This window comes from Eisenibacter elegans DSM 3317 (assembly GCF_000430505.1).
GTDB classification, from domain to species: Bacteria; Bacteroidota; Bacteroidia; order Cytophagales; family Microscillaceae; genus Eisenibacter; species Eisenibacter elegans.
In genome coordinates, this window is record NZ_KE387154.1 from 338,513 (window position 1) to 353,704 (window position 15,192).

At 46.8% G+C, this 15,192-nt stretch carries 12 protein-coding genes and 1 tRNA gene; 4 read left to right on the forward strand and 9 right to left on the reverse strand.

The features are described from left to right. Positions 1–18: 18 nt before the first annotated feature. Complete coding sequence (locus tag G499_RS0117360) at positions 19–1,557, reverse strand: YifB family Mg chelatase-like AAA ATPase (RefSeq protein ID WP_027000989.1); 1,539 nt, start codon at positions 1,555–1,557, stop codon at positions 19–21. A gap of 500 nt (positions 1,558–2,057) precedes the next feature. Between G499_RS0117360 and G499_RS0117370 the strand changes: the two genes are divergently transcribed. Beyond that, positions 2,058–3,119 (forward strand): Fe(3+) ABC transporter substrate-binding protein, encoded by a 1,062-nt coding sequence (locus G499_RS0117370; RefSeq protein WP_035727976.1) that lies wholly within the window; start codon positions 2,058–2,060, stop codon positions 3,117–3,119. Positions 3,120–3,242: 123 nt separating this feature from the next. Here the strand turns inward: G499_RS0117370 and G499_RS0117375 are convergent, their stop codons facing one another. After that, positions 3,243–5,084, reverse strand: coding sequence for a DNA topoisomerase IV subunit B (locus G499_RS0117375; protein ID WP_027000991.1), 1,842 nt, complete (start codon positions 5,082–5,084; stop codon positions 3,243–3,245). Positions 5,085–5,609: 525 nt separating this feature from the next. On the opposite strand from G499_RS0117375, the gene G499_RS0117380 reads away from it, so the two are divergent. Beyond that, entirely contained in the window at positions 5,610–6,608 is a 999-nt protein-coding gene (locus G499_RS0117380) for a DNA adenine methylase (protein ID WP_027000992.1), read from the forward strand. Positions 6,609–6,708: 100 nt separating this feature from the next. Then, positions 6,709–8,556 carry a DUF4153 domain-containing protein gene (locus G499_RS21350; protein WP_051296367.1) on the forward strand — a complete coding sequence of 616 codons (1,848 nt, stop codon included), beginning with the start codon at positions 6,709–6,711 and terminating at the stop codon, positions 8,554–8,556. 217 nt (positions 8,557–8,773) lie between these two features. Here G499_RS21350 and G499_RS0117395 read toward each other — a convergent pair whose 3' ends face one another. The 5 genes from G499_RS0117395 to G499_RS22065 all read right to left on the reverse strand — a co-directional run bounded on the left by G499_RS0117395 (position 8,774) and on the right by G499_RS22065 (position 11,031). Then, a complete protein-coding gene (locus tag G499_RS0117395; protein WP_027000993.1) occupies positions 8,774–9,262 on the reverse strand; it encodes a peptide deformylase in 489 nt (162 codons plus the stop codon). Positions 9,263–9,283: 21 nt separating this feature from the next. Continuing rightward, the gene (locus tag G499_RS0117400) at positions 9,284–9,766 is read right to left on the reverse strand and encodes a hypothetical protein (RefSeq protein WP_154658528.1); all 483 of its coding nucleotides are present in this window, start codon (positions 9,764–9,766) and stop codon (positions 9,284–9,286) included. Between the two features lie 12 nt (positions 9,767–9,778). Next, a complete protein-coding gene (locus G499_RS0117405) occupies positions 9,779–10,336 on the reverse strand; it encodes a hypothetical protein (RefSeq protein WP_027000995.1) in 558 nt (185 codons plus the stop codon). Between the two features lie 260 nt (positions 10,337–10,596). Continuing rightward, positions 10,597–10,755 carry a hypothetical protein gene (locus G499_RS21960; protein ID WP_154658529.1) on the reverse strand — a complete coding sequence of 53 codons (159 nt, stop codon included), beginning with the start codon at positions 10,753–10,755 and terminating at the stop codon, positions 10,597–10,599. A 96-nt stretch (positions 10,756–10,851) separates the two neighbouring features. Beyond that, the gene (locus tag G499_RS22065; protein ID WP_027000996.1) at positions 10,852–11,031 is read right to left on the reverse strand and encodes a hypothetical protein; all 180 of its coding nucleotides are present in this window, start codon (positions 11,029–11,031) and stop codon (positions 10,852–10,854) included. 462 nt (positions 11,032–11,493) lie between these two features. Between G499_RS22065 and G499_RS21355 the strand changes: the two genes are divergently transcribed. Continuing rightward, the gene (locus G499_RS21355; protein ID WP_051296368.1) at positions 11,494–12,693 is read left to right on the forward strand and encodes a lytic transglycosylase domain-containing protein; all 1,200 of its coding nucleotides are present in this window, start codon (positions 11,494–11,496) and stop codon (positions 12,691–12,693) included. 225 nt (positions 12,694–12,918) lie between these two features. Here G499_RS21355 and G499_RS0117425 read toward each other — a convergent pair. Together G499_RS0117425 and G499_RS0117430 are read right to left on the reverse strand one after the other, a co-directional pair. After that, positions 12,919–13,002: transfer RNA gene (locus G499_RS0117425), tRNA-Leu, on the reverse strand. A 99-nt stretch (positions 13,003–13,101) separates the two neighbouring features. Beyond that, complete coding sequence (locus G499_RS0117430) at positions 13,102–15,189, reverse strand: tetratricopeptide repeat protein (RefSeq protein WP_035727979.1); 2,088 nt, start codon at positions 15,187–15,189, stop codon at positions 13,102–13,104. Between the last annotated feature and the right edge of the window lie 3 nt (positions 15,190–15,192).

The following is a 15,192-nucleotide window of genomic DNA, read 5'->3' on the forward strand; positions in this document are numbered from 1 at the left end:
TTTCTTATGTATTCGGGCTTATCCTGCCCAGTTTTCGCGGTCGAGGTTGCGGTATTGAATAGCTTCGGCAAGGTGGGCAATCTGAATAGTATCGCTTTCGGCCAAGTCGGCGATTGTCCGGGCTACTTTCAGGATACGGTCATAAGCCCTAGCCGAGAGGCGCAGCCGCTCCATCGCTGTTTTGAGCAGAGTCAGCCCAGCGCCATCTACCCGGCAGAGCTCTTTGACCATCGGAGAGGGCATCATGGCGTTGGAGTACATTTTGGGGTGTTCTTTGAAACGCTCCGTTTGGCGTTGTCTTGCTTTAATAACCCTAGCCCTGATAGCGGCACTGCTTTCGGCCTTGCGGTTGGCCGTCATTTGCTCAAAAGACACCGGCGTAACCTCTACGTGCAAGTCGATGCGGTCGAGCAAAGGGCCGCTGATACGGCTCAAATACCGCTGCACCGTTCCGGGGCCACAGACACATTGCCGCTCCGGATGATTGTAATACCCACATGGGCAAGGGTTCATACTGGCGATGAGCATAAAATTGGCGGGAAAATCTACCGCTACCTTTGCCCTAGAAATAGACACACAGCGTTCTTCGAGCGGCTGGCGCATGACTTCCAAGACATTGCGTTTGAACTCAGGCAGCTCATCCAGAAAAAGTACGCCGTTGTGTGCCAAGGAAATTTCGCCGGGCTGGGGGATAGTGCCACCGCCCACCAGTGCGACATCGCTGATGGTGTGGTGTGGCGTTCGGAATGGGCGTTTGGCCACCAACGCCGCTTCTGTCCCCAGTTTGCCGGCCACAGAGTGTATCTTGGTTGTTTCGAGCGCTTCCTGCAACGACAAGGGCGGCAAGATAGAGGGCAAACGCTTGGCCAACATTGTTTTGCCTGCTCCCGGTGGGCCTATCATAATGACATTGTGCCCACCGGCGGCAGCAATTTCTAAGGCTCTTTTGATATTTTCTTGCCCTTGAACAGCCTCAAAGTCAGCTTCATAGTCATTGGCCGTGTCCTCAAATATTTCCCGGGTATTGCGGATGGTGGGTTGGATATGCAGCTTATCGGTCAGAAAGGCTACTGCCTCCTCCAAATTTTTGACACCAATGACCTCCAATTGATTGACAATAGCTGCTTCTGCGGCATTCGGTTCGGGCAAAATAAACCCCTTAAACCCCTGCTTACGAGCTTCTATCGCAATGGGCAACACTCCTTTGATGGGTCGTAGTACTCCGTCAAGTGCCAGCTCCCCCATAATGACATATTGCCCCAGCAAGTCGGTATGGATCTGACCAGAAGCCGACAAAATACCGATAGCAATGGGCAGGTCGTAGGCTGCGCCTTCTTTGCGGATGTCGGCTGGGGCTAGGTTGATGATAGTCCGTTGGCGGGGCATATGGTAGTCATAGTGTTTGAGCGCGGCGTGGATACGCATTTGGCTCTCACGGACGGCATTATCGGGTAGACCAACCATATAAAATTTTGTCCCTTGGCCTACATCTACCTCTATGGTAATGGTATAGGCATCGATGCCATAAACGGCGCTTCCAAAGGTTTTGGCCAACATAGTAGCGTGGTTTAGTCTTTAAAAGTAATAGGGAAAGATACAAAAGCTTTTACAGAAAACAAGCTTTTTGGTGTTTATTTTGAGACTTGCTTCATCAGAGGGTATTATGGGGCAAATCTTGCACAATGGAGCTTGGCCAATCTATTATGCCGAAGCTGGGTAGCTTTTTTAAAGCTTGTCTAAAATTCTCTTCATCAACACCAAAACGTCGCTTTTGGGCTGCTAATTCGTTAAAAATGCTCGCCGTAGCCCTCCCACGATTAAAATCGTGGGCTAAACAAGCGCCTGCGCTTTTTACCTATTATCAGCGCAAAAATCAGCTGTTTTGAGTGCCGCGCTGAAAATTTAGACAAGCTCTTAATTACTTCAGCCAAGAGGAAATCAAAAAAAATAAACACATTGTTTAGATTGTTTCTAAATTACTATCTTTGTAGCCCAACTGCCGCTTTTGGTAGTTTTGTGTTGATAATTGTTTCACCTTATTTTTTCTAAATCACTATATGAAAATTCGTCAAATATTTGCTTGGTCAATGGCTTTGTTGGCACTGATGACGGCCTGTAATACAGCTACCGACAAAAATACTGATAGCGACAGCACCGCCACCGCAGAGGCTGTGGTGAATGTCTACACCCACCGCCACTATGATGTGGATAAGCAATTGTTTAAGAAGTTTGAAGAGCAAACCGGCATCAAGGTCAATGTGGTCGAAGCTGGTGCCGATGAGCTTATCAACAAGCTCGAAACCGAAGGCAAAAACTCCCCTGCCGATGTACTCATTACAGTAGATGCCGGACGTTTGTACCGTGCCAAAGAAAAAGGCCTGCTACAGGCTGTGTCAAGTGAATACCTTGAGAAAAATGTACCCAAAACATTTAAAGATTCTGACAACCAATGGTTTGCGCTTACTTACCGCGCCCGTGTCATTGTATATGACAAAGAAAAGGTAGATCCCAAAACATTGAGTACCTATGAGGCTCTAGCCAATCCGGAATGGAAAGGCAAGGTGCTGATTCGTTCTTCGGACAATATCTACAACCAATCATTGTTGGCTTCAATGATTAGCAGCGTTGGAACAGAAAAAGCCACCGAATGGGCCAAGGGAGTTGTTGCCAATATGGCACGAGCGCCCAAGGGCAACGACCGCGACCAAGTGAAAGCCATTGCTGCCGGAGAAGGTGTGCTGGCAGTGGTCAATACCTATTACTTGGGGGGAATGCTCAATTCTGAAGTAGAAGAAGAACGCAAAGCTGCCGAGAAAGTGGGTATCTTCTTTCCCAACCAAAACGGCCGTGGTACACACATCAATATCAGTGGCGCGGGAGTTACAAAGTATGCGCCTAACCGCGACAACGCACTGAAGTTTATCGAGTTCTTGCTCAGCGATGAGGCCCAAGAAGTGTTTGCCCAGGCCAACTATGAATACCCTATCAAGCCGGGGGTTGAAAAAGCCGAATTACTCAAAACTTGGGGCGATTTTAAAGCCGACACTACTTCTTTTGAAGAAATGGGCAAGCGCAACAAAGAGGCTGTGATGGTCTTTGATGCAGCACAATGGAAATAAGGCCATGCTAAAAACCCTCTACGAGGGCTTTTGGTAGTGCAAAACTCCAAATGGTATAGAAAAAACAACCCTGACTTTGTGTGAACACAGTCAGGGTTGTTTTGTAATAAGCCCTAGCCTTACTTATACCACATCACGCTCCTCTACGCGGAGGTTTTCGACAATAAAGCCTTGACGCTCTTGCGTGTTCTTGCCCATATAGTAGCTCAACACATCTTCGACAGAGGTGTCGCTTTTGAGCTTGATTTGGTCGAGGCGGATATTCTTGCCAATAAATTGGCCAAATTCATCCGGTGAGATTTCGCCCAAGCCTTTGAAGCGGGTAATCTCAGGTTTGTTGCCTAGTTTTTGGATGGCCTTCTGTTTTTCTTGCTCGCTGTAGCAGTAGATGGTCTTCTCTTTGTTGCGCACCCTGAAGAGCGGCGTATCCAAGATATAGAGGTGGCCGTTGCGCACCAAGTCAGGGAAAAACTGCAAGAAGAAAGTCAGCAACAGCAGGCGAATGTGCATCCCGTCTACGTCGGCATCAGTGGCTACGACTACGCGGTTGAAGCGGAGGTTTTCGAGCCCGTTTTCGATGTCGAGAGCGTGTTGGAGAAGGTTAAACTCTTCGTTTTCGTACACTATTTTTTTGCTCAGACCATAGCTGTTGAGCGGCTTTCCGCGTAGCGAAAATACAGCCTGAGTCTGTACATCACGGGCCTTGGTGAGCGAGCCGCTGGCCGAGTCCCCTTCGGTGATGAAAATGGTGCTTTGGTCGCGCAGCTTGTTGCGCTTGTCAGTTAGATGGATGCGGCAGTCGCGTAGCTTTTTGTTGTGTAGGTTGGCTTTTTTGGCTTTTTCGTTGGCCAGCTTCTTGATGACTGAAATATCCTTGCGTTCTTTTTCGGATTGTAAGATACGCGCTAACATGGCCTCTGCAACTGAGGGGTTGCGGTGGAGGTAGTTGTCTAGCTCTGTACGAACAAAGTCGTTGATGAAGGTTCGGATGCTGGGGCCTTCGGGCCCCATTGACTGCGAGCCAAGGCGGTTTTTGGTTTGAGACTCAAACACCGGTTCTTGGACACGCAAACTGACAGCGGCGATGATAGAAGCGCGTACGTCGGAAGGCTCAAACTCTTTTTTGAAAAAATCACGGGCTACACGTACCACAGACTCACGAAAGGCTGCGAGGTGTGTGCCTCCTTGGGTGGTGTTTTGGCCATTGACAAAGGAGTAATACGCCTCGCCATAGAGGTTGCCGTGGGTAAGGGCTATCTCGATGTCTTTGCCCTTGATATGGATAATGGGGTAGCGGATCTTCTCTTTTTGTGTTTTGTATTTGAGCAAATCCATCAGGCCATTGTGCGAGACAAAGGTTTTGTCGTTGAGCTTGACCTCCAGCCCACTATTAAGGAAAGCATAATTGAGGAACAGCTCTTCGAGATACTCCCCGGCAAACTCGTAGCCCTCAAATACTTGCTCATCAGGTTCGAAGATAATGAGTGTACCGTCTGGCTCGTCTGTGTTTTGGATTTTATGTTCTTTGAGAAGTTCTCCGCGAATAAATTCCGCTTTTTTGACCTTGCCACCCCGGTGTGAGGATACCATAAAATAGCTCGAAAGCGCATTGACAGCCTTGGTACCTACCCCATTGAGGCCGACAGACTTCTGAAACGCTTCAGAATCGTACTTGCCACCGGTATTGATTTTGGAGACACAGTCGATGACCTTACCTAGGGGAATGCCACGGCCATAGTCGCGGATTTGTACTTGGCGCTCTTCCAAGAGGACATCAATGCGCTTGCCGAAGCCCATCATGTGTTCGTCTATGGCATTGTCCATAATCTCTTTGACCAGTACATAGATGCCGTCGTCGGCAGAGGTACCATCCCCTAGTTTGCCTATGTACATCCCTGGGCGCTTGCGGATGTGCTCGCGCCAGTCAAGGGTTTTGATATTGTCTTCAGTATAATTGTATTCCATCGGGCTGCTGTCGGTACAGTTTTAGAAGGGCAAATTTAAGTGCTTTTGGATGATTTTGAGGAACGACCTCTTATAAATACGTTTTTGAGAGAGAAGAGTGGGAGTTTTTGCTCACAAATATAGCAAAAATAGATTTTAATAGCAAATAGTGTTTAAGAGAATTGCTTTTTGCTGATTAGATGACGAATGTGTGGAAAACTAGCGCTTCGGCCTGCTTCCACACCAAGCCGAACCATTGATGTTTGGTAGATGCTTTTGGCTAGACGGCGTTTCGTCGCTATAGTGGGTCAACACGAAAACCATCTTTTGGAGCTTGTGATATGTTTGGATAACGTCGGGCTAGGCAAGATGTTTTGCCGGTCTCTACAGGCTTTTGGGTAAATTGGCAAGATATGTGGATAACTCGGTGGATAAGCTTGTGGATATGTTGACAAATTGAGCAATTCGTAACTAAGTTGCCAAAAGTTTATAATTTTGCATCCTTGAGGATTTGCGACCACTGTTGTCGCCAGTGTATTTGTAGGTATGAACTATATCGGCTCTAAGCGAAAGTTGTCAGATTTTATTACGGGAAACATTGCGTCAGTAACGGGCGGCTTTGCAGGCAAGCATTTTGCAGAGCTTTTCGGGGGTACCTATGTGATTAGCCGTGCGGTGAAGCCTTTGGTTGCCGAGTTGACGGTCAATGATATAGAGCCATATAGCTATATTTTGGCACAAAACTATATTGGCAACAGCGCTCCGCTGGCCTATGAAGCAAGCTTAGCACAGCTCAATGCTTTATCATTGGTAGAGGGCTTTATTTATCAACATTACTGTATGGGCAGCGGTAGCGGTCGGCAGTACTTCAGCAATGCCAACGGCCAGCGGATAGATGCCGTCCGACAGCAAATAGAGCAGTGGCGGCAAACAGCTTTCATAGACGAGGCAATGTACTATTTTTTGTTGGCCAGCCTGCTCGAAAGCGCCGACAAGGTCGCCAATACGGCCTCGGTGTATGGGGCATTTCTCAAACACCTCAAACGCAGCGCCCAGCAGGAGCTGGTAGTCAAGCCGGCGCATTTTGAGTCTAGTGCCGCCGCCGTGCATATTTTCAATGAGGATGCCAACAGCCTCATCAGGCGGATAGAAGGTGATATTCTCTACCTCGACCCACCCTACAACGCCCGTCAATATGGTGCCAACTATCACCTACTCAATACCATTACACTCTACGATCGCTTTGAGCCTAAGGGCAAAACGGGTCTTCGGCATTACCCCAAATCGGCCTACTGTCGCAAGCCGCTGGTGGCCGAGGCTTTTGAGGAGTTGATAGCAGCAGCGCAATTCCGCTATATTTTTGTGAGCTACAACAACGAAGGTCTGCTGCCTGCGGCCCAACTACGCAGCCTGATGAGCCGCTATGGCCGCTACGACCTCTTCACCCAAACTTATGAGCGCTTCAAAGCCGACCGCGACAGCAACCGCCAACACAAGGCCTCACAAACCTTAGAGTACCTTCACATACTCGAAAAAACAGGCTAAACCATAGATTTTTAGGTCTGAGGCGTTGATTATTAACAATCTTCTCCATAACTTGTATACAACACATATACAATACACAACCCCTTATCGCACCTAAACTATGAGATTTACTTTTTCTGTTCAGGAGCTGGCCATAGCGGCTACCCGCACGTTGTTGCGATTTCCCGGTGTTTTACTCATGGCTTTTGTGATGGTTTTTACCACCATTATTCAGATAGAGCTAGAGTATAACAGCGAGCACAATGTGATGCTTACCAACCTCACCTTGTGCGCGGCCTTGGGTTTGCCAATTAGTTTTGCTTTACGGCTTTTTGGGGAGCGGCTGCGTTGGTCGGAGCTCATTCAGCAGTTGGCTGTTCTTGGTCTGATAGGGTTGTTGGGGCTTTATTACTGGTCTCTGCCTACAGAGGCGTTTCGGGATACCACCATGTTGAGGTTTGTGCTTTGGAATATTGCGGCACACCTACTTGTGGCTTTTGCGCCCTACATACGACACGGGCACGAGGCCAACGGTTTTTGGCAATTCAACCAATACCTTTTTATACGCCTGCTTACGGCAGGCGTATATAGCTTCTTGCTGTATTTCGGTCTTAGTGTTGCCCTATTGTCTATCGATCAATTATTTAATGTCAATATCCCCTCTAAGCTCTACCTACATCTTTTTACGGCCATTACAGGTATTTTCAATACTTGGTTTTTTTTGGCGGGTGTCCCTCAAGACTGGGAAGAGCTACAAGCAGATGCCAACTATCCTGTTGGGCTCAAAATTTTGACGCAGTATGTCTTGTTGCCTTTGGTGGTCATTTATCTGGTTATTTTGTATGTCTATATGGGCAAAATCATCTTGACTTGGAGCTTGCCCAAGGGCTGGGTGTCTTATTTGATATTAGCGTTTTCGACTGCCGGCATTTTTGCACTCTTACTCATACACCCTATCCGTGAAAAACTCGAAGCACGCTGGATACAGACTTTCTCCAGAGTTTTTTACATCGCCTTATTGCCACTGATTGTGCTATTGTTTGTGGCTATTGGGCGGCGAGTGTTGGACTATGGCGTTACCGAACAGCGGTACTTTGGAATTGTGCTAGGGGTTTGGCTTTTGGGAATCAGCCTGTATTTCTTGCTAAGCCCTGTCAAGCGGATTCGTTATATCCCTATTTCGCTCTGTCTGATTAGCTTCTTGGCCGCATTTGGCCCTTGGGGGGCTGCGTCGGTGTCAATACAACATCAAACAGCTATCCTAGCCAAGGAGCTACAAGAAGTCGGCTATCTGGATGCTTCTAGAAAGGTGCTCAAAGGCTCATTGGCTGATGACAGCCTATCGGCAAAGCGTTTGGAGCGCATCGAAAACATCATCGCGTTTTTGAGTCAGCGTGATGCTGAAAGCCGCGTGGCCAAACTCATAGGGCTAGCCCCTGACTCGCTTAAGGGCATCAACACAAATTACCAAAAAACAAAGTATCTGATGAGCCATATCCAACAACGCTCCCCTGAGAAAATCATACGCAACCATTGGACTTTGACCTCCCAAAACAGTATCTATGACCTGCCTTTTGATTTGCGGGGCTTTGATTATTTGATTCCGGTTGACTTTTATAAAAATAACAACGACAGCGTATCCGGTTTTAACAAAGAAGTAGTCGCTGGTGATCATACGTACTTACTAACACTAAACCACGAAAAAAATAGCGTAGATATAAGCGAAGGCTCCCGATTCTTGATTCAAATTCCGCTTCAGGAGCTGATTACTCGTTATCAACAAAAAGTCAGTCAATCCAAGGCGGGGGATAATTATTTTAGCGAACCAGTGGTGAAACTTACGCTCCTGACCCAAAATCAACTATGTAGTACAAAGCTGATTATCAATACAATGGATATTGCTGAGACACAGAAAAGCCGTCGTGTGGAGACGCTGAGAGCCATCTTGTTTATTCGTTCACAGAATTAATATCGGCTTGATGTGAAGCATGTGCGATACGGCTCATCCTTCGAGGAACTGTATACCCAATCAAAATTAGTTTGGGCAATGGATACGCTAAAAGTCCTTGATAATCAAGGGTATATTGGTATAATCCTGCTAGAGTATATTCAAAAACAGCCCGAAGCTACTGCCTCGGGCTGTTTTTAAAGGATACCACTACAGACTGGCCTATTGCTGCTGGCTCTCAAGGCCTCCATCGAAATGACTGTGAGTCAATCGCACGCATCGTACACAAGACCCCATCGAGGTGGTCGCATTCGTGTTGGAGCAACTCGGCCAAATCATCGCGCAACAGTAGTGTTTGTGGTTGCCAATGTCTGTCTCTATAATGAAGGACAATCTCCTTGTGTCGCCGTACTTTTACGAGCAGATTCGGGAAGCTCATACAATCATCCCACAATTCAAAAGTTTCGGCAGTGGGGTAGCTAATCTCCGGATTGATAAACACCATTGGGCGGTCGATATGCAGATATACCAGCCGTTTCATAATACCCACCTGTGGTGCGGCAATGGCTCTGCCAAATCCATATTTTTGGCGCACAGCCTGCATTACTTCGGCCATTTCTGCCACCCAAACAGCTACCTGTGATAATTCTGAATCTGTTATGGAGGTACAGACCTGATACAGCCGCTCATCACCTAGCAGCAGCAGTTTGTCAAGAGGATTGGACATCGTTGGGCGGGTTGGGTCAAACTATTGTTTTTTGAAAAATAACCGCACGAGCTCGTCAGGGTTTTCGCCTGCTTGAAACTCTAAGCCAAGCACAATCCCCTCACTTTGGTCCGAAAACTGGTGTTTTTCAGGTGCTTTGACGATATTAAAGCTAGTGGCTTCGGCACTGTTACTTTCTGTGTTTGTCAGTAATAGCTGGTTGGCACTTACTTTCCAAGTACCTTTTTCTTCGCTCTCTCCATCTTTCATCACGTATTGCCCGTTGGCTTTCAGCTCGAGAGAGTTTTGTTCGCGCATTTGTTGTAGTCCTTTTTGCATTTCGGCCTTGATAGCATCTGCCATGTCAGGCATTTCGCTTATCAGTTGCTCCATCAAAGCGCTTTCGAGGTCATATAACTTCCAAAAGCCGGCATATTCTTGTTGGGCATAGCTTTGGAGAATACAAAAGAAGGCCGCTAGGGTTAGGGTGCAGCTGCGGAGTAGGGCGTTAAAGTTCATTGTCATAATAAAAAGGGTTTAGGGTTGGTCTTGTATGGCCGGCACTAGCGTCAGTCTGCTGGCGCGCCCATCTTCTATATTGACGGTTTTGATGACAAATTGTTGGTTGCTTAGTCGTTCTACTTCGATTACTTTCTCGCTGCCGGTGCTGTTGGTGATATACAAATGTTTGTTGGCTGCGTCGTAGCGCCACTGGCCTCGGGCAGGAGTGGGTTGGTATCCCATCACGATTTCGTACTGGCCGTCTTCTCGAAAATCAAAGTAACTATGGGTATGCATTTCTTCTAGTCGCCGGGTCAGCTGTTGGCGTACTTTGGCCGGCAGGGTATCAAGAGCCAAGGTCATTTCGTTTTCCACCAAGGCTATTTTCCAATATCCTACCACAGTGGGAGGTATCGGCTGCGCTTGCGTGTTGAGGCTGTCTTGTTGGGCGTAGATTTTTGACCCATAGGCCGAGCCAACGGTAAACCACAGCGTTAGCAGGCATACAATCGATACCCGTGTATATAATAAAGGGTACGGCAGCAGTGCTATATTGATAATCGTCTGAGGCCTGATGAATGAGGGGGTGCGCATTGTCGGGGTTAGGTTTGGATGAATAAAAGGCACTGAGTTTGGTGTCAAAATTCGTCGTTTATAACGAGTTTGGCAATAGAAAAGTATCCGGGGAGCCGCAGCATTGGTTTGTATCCAATCAACACTAGTTTGGGCAATATGCGCTGAAAGCCCTTGAAGACCCAACCCAGTGAGTCCCTAAATCATATGAGTCTTGGTATAAAAAAGGCGTACACCTGTAGCAGATGTACGCTGTTATTGGCCAAAAAGCAACAATAGCATTATTTGTTAGTGTTGCTGACTTGACGGACACGTTGGAGAATTTCTTCGCGTTGTTGTTTGAGTTTCTCCAGTTCTTCAATCGATTTCTGAATATCGTTGAACGCCCCACTTTTGGGGATTTTCTCAACTTCGATGGGCTTCTTGTCTTCTTTTTTCATAAAAATACATATTTTGTCTTCAGACAGTGTTTCAAATACAGTAGGGCTTTGATTACGCTTTAATCCCTAATAGTCTTGTACGAGTAATAACAAAGATTAGATGCCTTTGTTTCCAAGCCAAGTAGGATTGGCTCTTTTAGGATCATTTTGAGCCATCCACTGTAAAATTCCCTCTCGCTCTTTTTTAAGCCGCTCAAGCTCTTCTATTGTTTGATACACCCTAGCAAGCTTAGGGCTTTTTTGGGGCTGGGAACTACCTTGATATGATGATTCCATAAGACAGATATTTTGGTGGAAATAACATTTATTTATTTTTTCGCTCCATTTGGCCTTGTTTTTTGAGAATTTTGACCAAGGCGACAGTTAGAATATTCTAACGCATCGCTTTTTGCTTTGTTAGTCCCTCGTACATCAATTGTATATAACTACACTTGTACTAAAAATGACCCAAAATCATAAAAGTACAAGAGTGTCCGTATTATGTTTTGTAGAAATGGCTAAATACCATTAAAAATTAGCTTTTCTATCAAGCAAGCCTGTTTTAAAGACAGAGTAAAGAGCTGGAGAAGAGGCTATTTTTGAAAATTGTACTATTAGAAAAGAAGCGTATTTTTGGATATGCTAACTATCTGTTTTTCAATACATTGCGTTAGCGATGTTAAAAAAAAGTTATCAAAAATTTTTAATATTCTGAGACAGTACCGTACCTTTGCAGCCGTTACCAACCAAAATCCACGTATGAGGAAGGTTTTACAAGGTTTGACGTATGCCGGAGTTTTGGCGTTTAGCCCTTCGGTTTTTGCGGATATTCCTTCAACGTATGTTTTTGAGATAGATAGTTTACACACCACTCAAATACAGCTTACCAAAGCCACCGATTTTTCGACACCCACTGGAGTCACTTCCCAACTGGTTCTCCAAAGACTGGAAGCGCTCCAAACCACTGTAGAGGTTTTTGTGGATACAGAAGTGATGCAACACGTATACGCTTTTACTACCTACAGCCCCCAAAGCACTTCGTTCTTGCTCCAACGCCAGGCGTTTTATTTCAGCACCTTCGAGCAAATCTTACAAAAGCACGGCATCCCTCAAGAATTAAAATACCTAGCCGTGATTGAATCCGGCCTAGTTCCTGAAGCAACTTCGTATGTGGCTGCTGCCGGGTTGTGGCAGCTGATGCCTAGCACAGCCGCCGGACTGGGACTCAAGCAAAATGAGTGGCTCGATGAGCGACTTGACCCCGTAAAGTCTACAGAAGCAGCAGCTCGCTATCTCAAATACCTTCACCATATGTTTGGTGATTGGAAGCTAGTAATGGGCGCTTATAACTGTGGCGAAGGGGTAATGCTTCAAGCCATTCAAGCTGCTGGCGGCAAATATGATTGGGACAGTGTGGCGCCTTTCCTGCCTGCGCAAACACGTGCTTACCTGCCTAAATTTATGGCAATGCTCTATGTGCTCAACTATGCCCCCCAGCACGGCATAGGCGCGGTGGAGCCTTGGAAACCTATTGTTTCGGATACCATAGCACTGCCCAAAGCACAATCGCTCCACAACCTCGCCGAGGTGCTGGATGTCCCCCTAGCTACGCTCAAGCTCCTCAACCCACACTTGCGCAAAGGGATTGCACCCAAATACTACCCTATCCGTGTACCCAAGCACAGCAAGGCCTTGTTTCAGCTTTTGCCCGAAACACCAACAGCAACAACAGCAGCCAAGACTGCCGACGAAATAGAGGCGTATAGCGACGATGCGCTAGCCAAAGGGTTGGTTTTTAAGCCTCAACAACAAATGAGCCAAGCAGCCCGCGCAATGGTGAATAAGGCCTATGCCTGCGCCACAATGCCTATCAAAGTACAAGACTATAGCGCCCCTCTCAGCAAACAACAAACGCTATGGGTGCGCACACGTAAGCGTCGAAAAAACACAACAGCGTAGGTTTCCACCAGTGGGGCGGTGTCTCCATAGCCACAGATACTATTTGGATGCAGACTACCTATTTCATAGGAGCCTGAATATACAAGCCTTCAAGGGGGTTAAACTCTTTGAAGGCTTAGTGGTATGTATGTGCAATAAAGTTGAATTGGGGCAGGCCGTAATCCTACGCAACCAGTACACTGGAAACAAAAAAACACTCAACCTGTGTAGATTGAGTGTTTGTAGTACCCGGGATCGGAGTCGAACCGATACGGGATTGCTCCCATTGGTGTTTGAGACCAACGCGTCTACCAATTCCGCCACCCGGGCAGGGTTTGTGGGCTTTCTGTCGAATTGGGAATGCAAATTTAGGAAGGAAAACCGGAAGTGCAAATGTTTTGCCGAAATTTTTGTGAAAATTCCCCTTTTCTACAATCGCATACCAATGACTAGGATATCATCTACTTGGGGTTCAGTGCCTTTCCATTCATCAAGTGCTTTTTCGAGTAGCTGGGCTTGTTTGTGCATAGGTTCTTGATGGATGTCGGCTAGGAGCTGATAAAAATTCTTTTTCATAAACTTCCGGTTCTTAATCCCACCAAACTGGTCTTGGAAGCCATCCGAGAACAGATAGAAGGTGGTCGGCTCTTGTAGGTCGATGGTATGTTTGCTGAAAGGGGTACGTTTGCCTACGAGGCTATACCCACCTATACCTTGTTTGTCGCCATTGATGATATGCATCTCTCCTTTTTGAAAATAGACCAAGGGGTTGTTTGCGCCGGCAAATTCCATTGTTTTGGCTTCTCGGTCAATCACACAGAGGGCGATGTCCATTCCGTCATAAGTCTCGCCTTCTAGGCCTTGTTGGCGCAGCCTGAGCTGTATGTTGCGGTGTAGGTAATTAAGAATTTGGTCGGCAGAGGTAACATTATCCATGGTTACGATTTCATTGAGCAAGCTAGAACCTATCAGGCTCATAAAGGCTCCGGGCACGCCGTGTCCGGTACAGTCTACGGCAGCGACCACCTGCTTTTCGTTGGTAAAGCCTTGAAAAACAGAGGCCTTATTGGGTAGTTCAGGGTCAATGGTATAGACAGGCTCTGGGTCTGTTTCGGCAAACCAGTAGAAATCTCCTGAGACTACATCTCTTGGTTTGAAAAAAATACAATGTTGGGGGATTTTGAGCGCAATTTCCTCCTGTGTGGGTAATATAGCCTGTTGGATTCGCAGGGCGTAGCGGATACTGCTTTCTATGTCTTGTTTTTTTTCTTCGATAATCTGCTTTTGCTCGCGCAGCTCTTGGTTTTTGATATTGACCTCAGTGTTGGCCAGACGTAGTTTTTGGGCTTGTTGTTGGCTTCGGCTTCGGCTCCAGAGCAAGATGAGCACTACAATCCCCAAGGCCAGCACCCCCTGCCATAACATGTTGCGGACGTAGAGGTCTTTTTCCTTTTCGAGGCTGTAAGTATCTATTTCGGCTTGTTTTTTTTCTAACAAATATCCGGCCTCTAGCCTTGCAATCCGTTCTTTGCTTTCTTCGTTGCTGAGGCTGTCTTTGTAGGCCATGACGATTTGGGTGTAGATGAGTGCTTCGTCATACACCTGTTTTTGGATAGCGATTTCGGCCAGAATACCGGCAGCAGCTTTGATATATCGTTTACTACTGACAGTGTAGGCGAGCTCTAGGCAGCGGGCGGCATAGGTTTCGGCTTCCTCATTTTTTTGGCGAATCATGGAGATACTGGCTTTGAGCTGTAAGGCGGCGGCCTGCCCTTCGTAGTGGTCTATCTGAGTATTTTCGACCAAGGCCGAATCAGCATAGGCGTAGGCAATGTCATAGTTGCCTTCATCCATAAATATAGCACTGATATTGAGCAGGTTATCTGCCGAAAAGGCCACATTCCCCAGCTTTCGGTTGAGGGCCAAGGCCTCTGTAAAATAGCGCAAGGCCGTATTGTTACGGTCTCGATAATAGTAGATATTGCCAATATTGTTGAGCGCATTAGCAATACTTTGCTCATCTTTGAGCTGGCGTGCGAGTCGCAAAGTACGTTGGTAAAAGGCGAGCGATACCTCGTACTTTTTTTGTAAAAAATAAATATTACCGATGCTGTTGTAAGTAGCCGCTATTTGACTAGAGTCTTTGAGGCGCTCAAAAATGCGGAGCGCATCCAGAAAGAACTCCAGCGCTCTGAAGTCGCTGCCTTGTAGGCGGTATACGTGCCCTAGCGCTTGTAGTGCTTCGGCTTGTAGTTTATTTTTTTTGAGTTTTTGTGCACCCTGTAGGGCCTCTTGCGCGTAGGCAATGGCTTGGTTGGGTTGTCGGTTGTTGAGGGTATTGGCTAAGTGGATTTGTGTTTGGATATAGGCTTCTGTTCCCTGTTTGAGGGTTTGCAGTTGCGCTCTTAGGCTATCTGTTGGGTAATGCTGCCCCTGTACCAATGTTATACCTACCAGCCCTTGCACCCAAAAGAAGCAGACCCACAGGCAACAACACCGGTATAGAGAATATATCATACA

What these genes read in the sequence shown, in the direction of transcription:
- G499_RS0117360 (WP_027000989.1), bottom strand. Translation starts at nt 1,557, where the DNA reads ATGTTGGCCAAAACCTTTGGAAGCGCCGTTTATGGCATCGATGCCTAT.
- G499_RS0117370 (WP_035727976.1), top strand. Translation starts at nt 2,058, where the DNA reads ATGAAAATTCGTCAAATATTTGCTTGGTCAATGGCTTTGTTGGCACTG.
- G499_RS0117375 (WP_027000991.1), bottom strand. Translation starts at nt 5,084, where the DNA reads ATGGAATACAATTATACTGAAGACAATATCAAAACCCTTGACTGGCGC.
- G499_RS0117380 (WP_027000992.1), top strand. Translation starts at nt 5,610, where the DNA reads ATGAACTATATCGGCTCTAAGCGAAAGTTGTCAGATTTTATTACGGGA.
- G499_RS21350 (WP_051296367.1), top strand. Translation starts at nt 6,709, where the DNA reads ATGAGATTTACTTTTTCTGTTCAGGAGCTGGCCATAGCGGCTACCCGC.
- G499_RS0117395 (WP_027000993.1), bottom strand. Translation starts at nt 9,262, where the DNA reads ATGTCCAATCCTCTTGACAAACTGCTGCTGCTAGGTGATGAGCGGCTG.
- G499_RS0117400 (WP_154658528.1), bottom strand. Translation starts at nt 9,766, where the DNA reads ATGACAATGAACTTTAACGCCCTACTCCGCAGCTGCACCCTAACCCTA.
- G499_RS0117405 (WP_027000995.1), bottom strand. Translation starts at nt 10,336, where the DNA reads ATGCGCACCCCCTCATTCATCAGGCCTCAGACGATTATCAATATAGCA.
- G499_RS21960 (WP_154658529.1), bottom strand. Translation starts at nt 10,755, where the DNA reads ATGAAAAAAGAAGACAAGAAGCCCATCGAAGTTGAGAAAATCCCCAAA.
- G499_RS22065 (WP_027000996.1), bottom strand. Translation starts at nt 11,031, where the DNA reads ATGGAATCATCATATCAAGGTAGTTCCCAGCCCCAAAAAAGCCCTAAG.
- G499_RS21355 (WP_051296368.1), top strand. Translation starts at nt 11,494, where the DNA reads ATGAGGAAGGTTTTACAAGGTTTGACGTATGCCGGAGTTTTGGCGTTT.
- G499_RS0117430 (WP_035727979.1), bottom strand. Translation starts at nt 15,189, where the DNA reads ATGATATATTCTCTATACCGGTGTTGTTGCCTGTGGGTCTGCTTCTTT.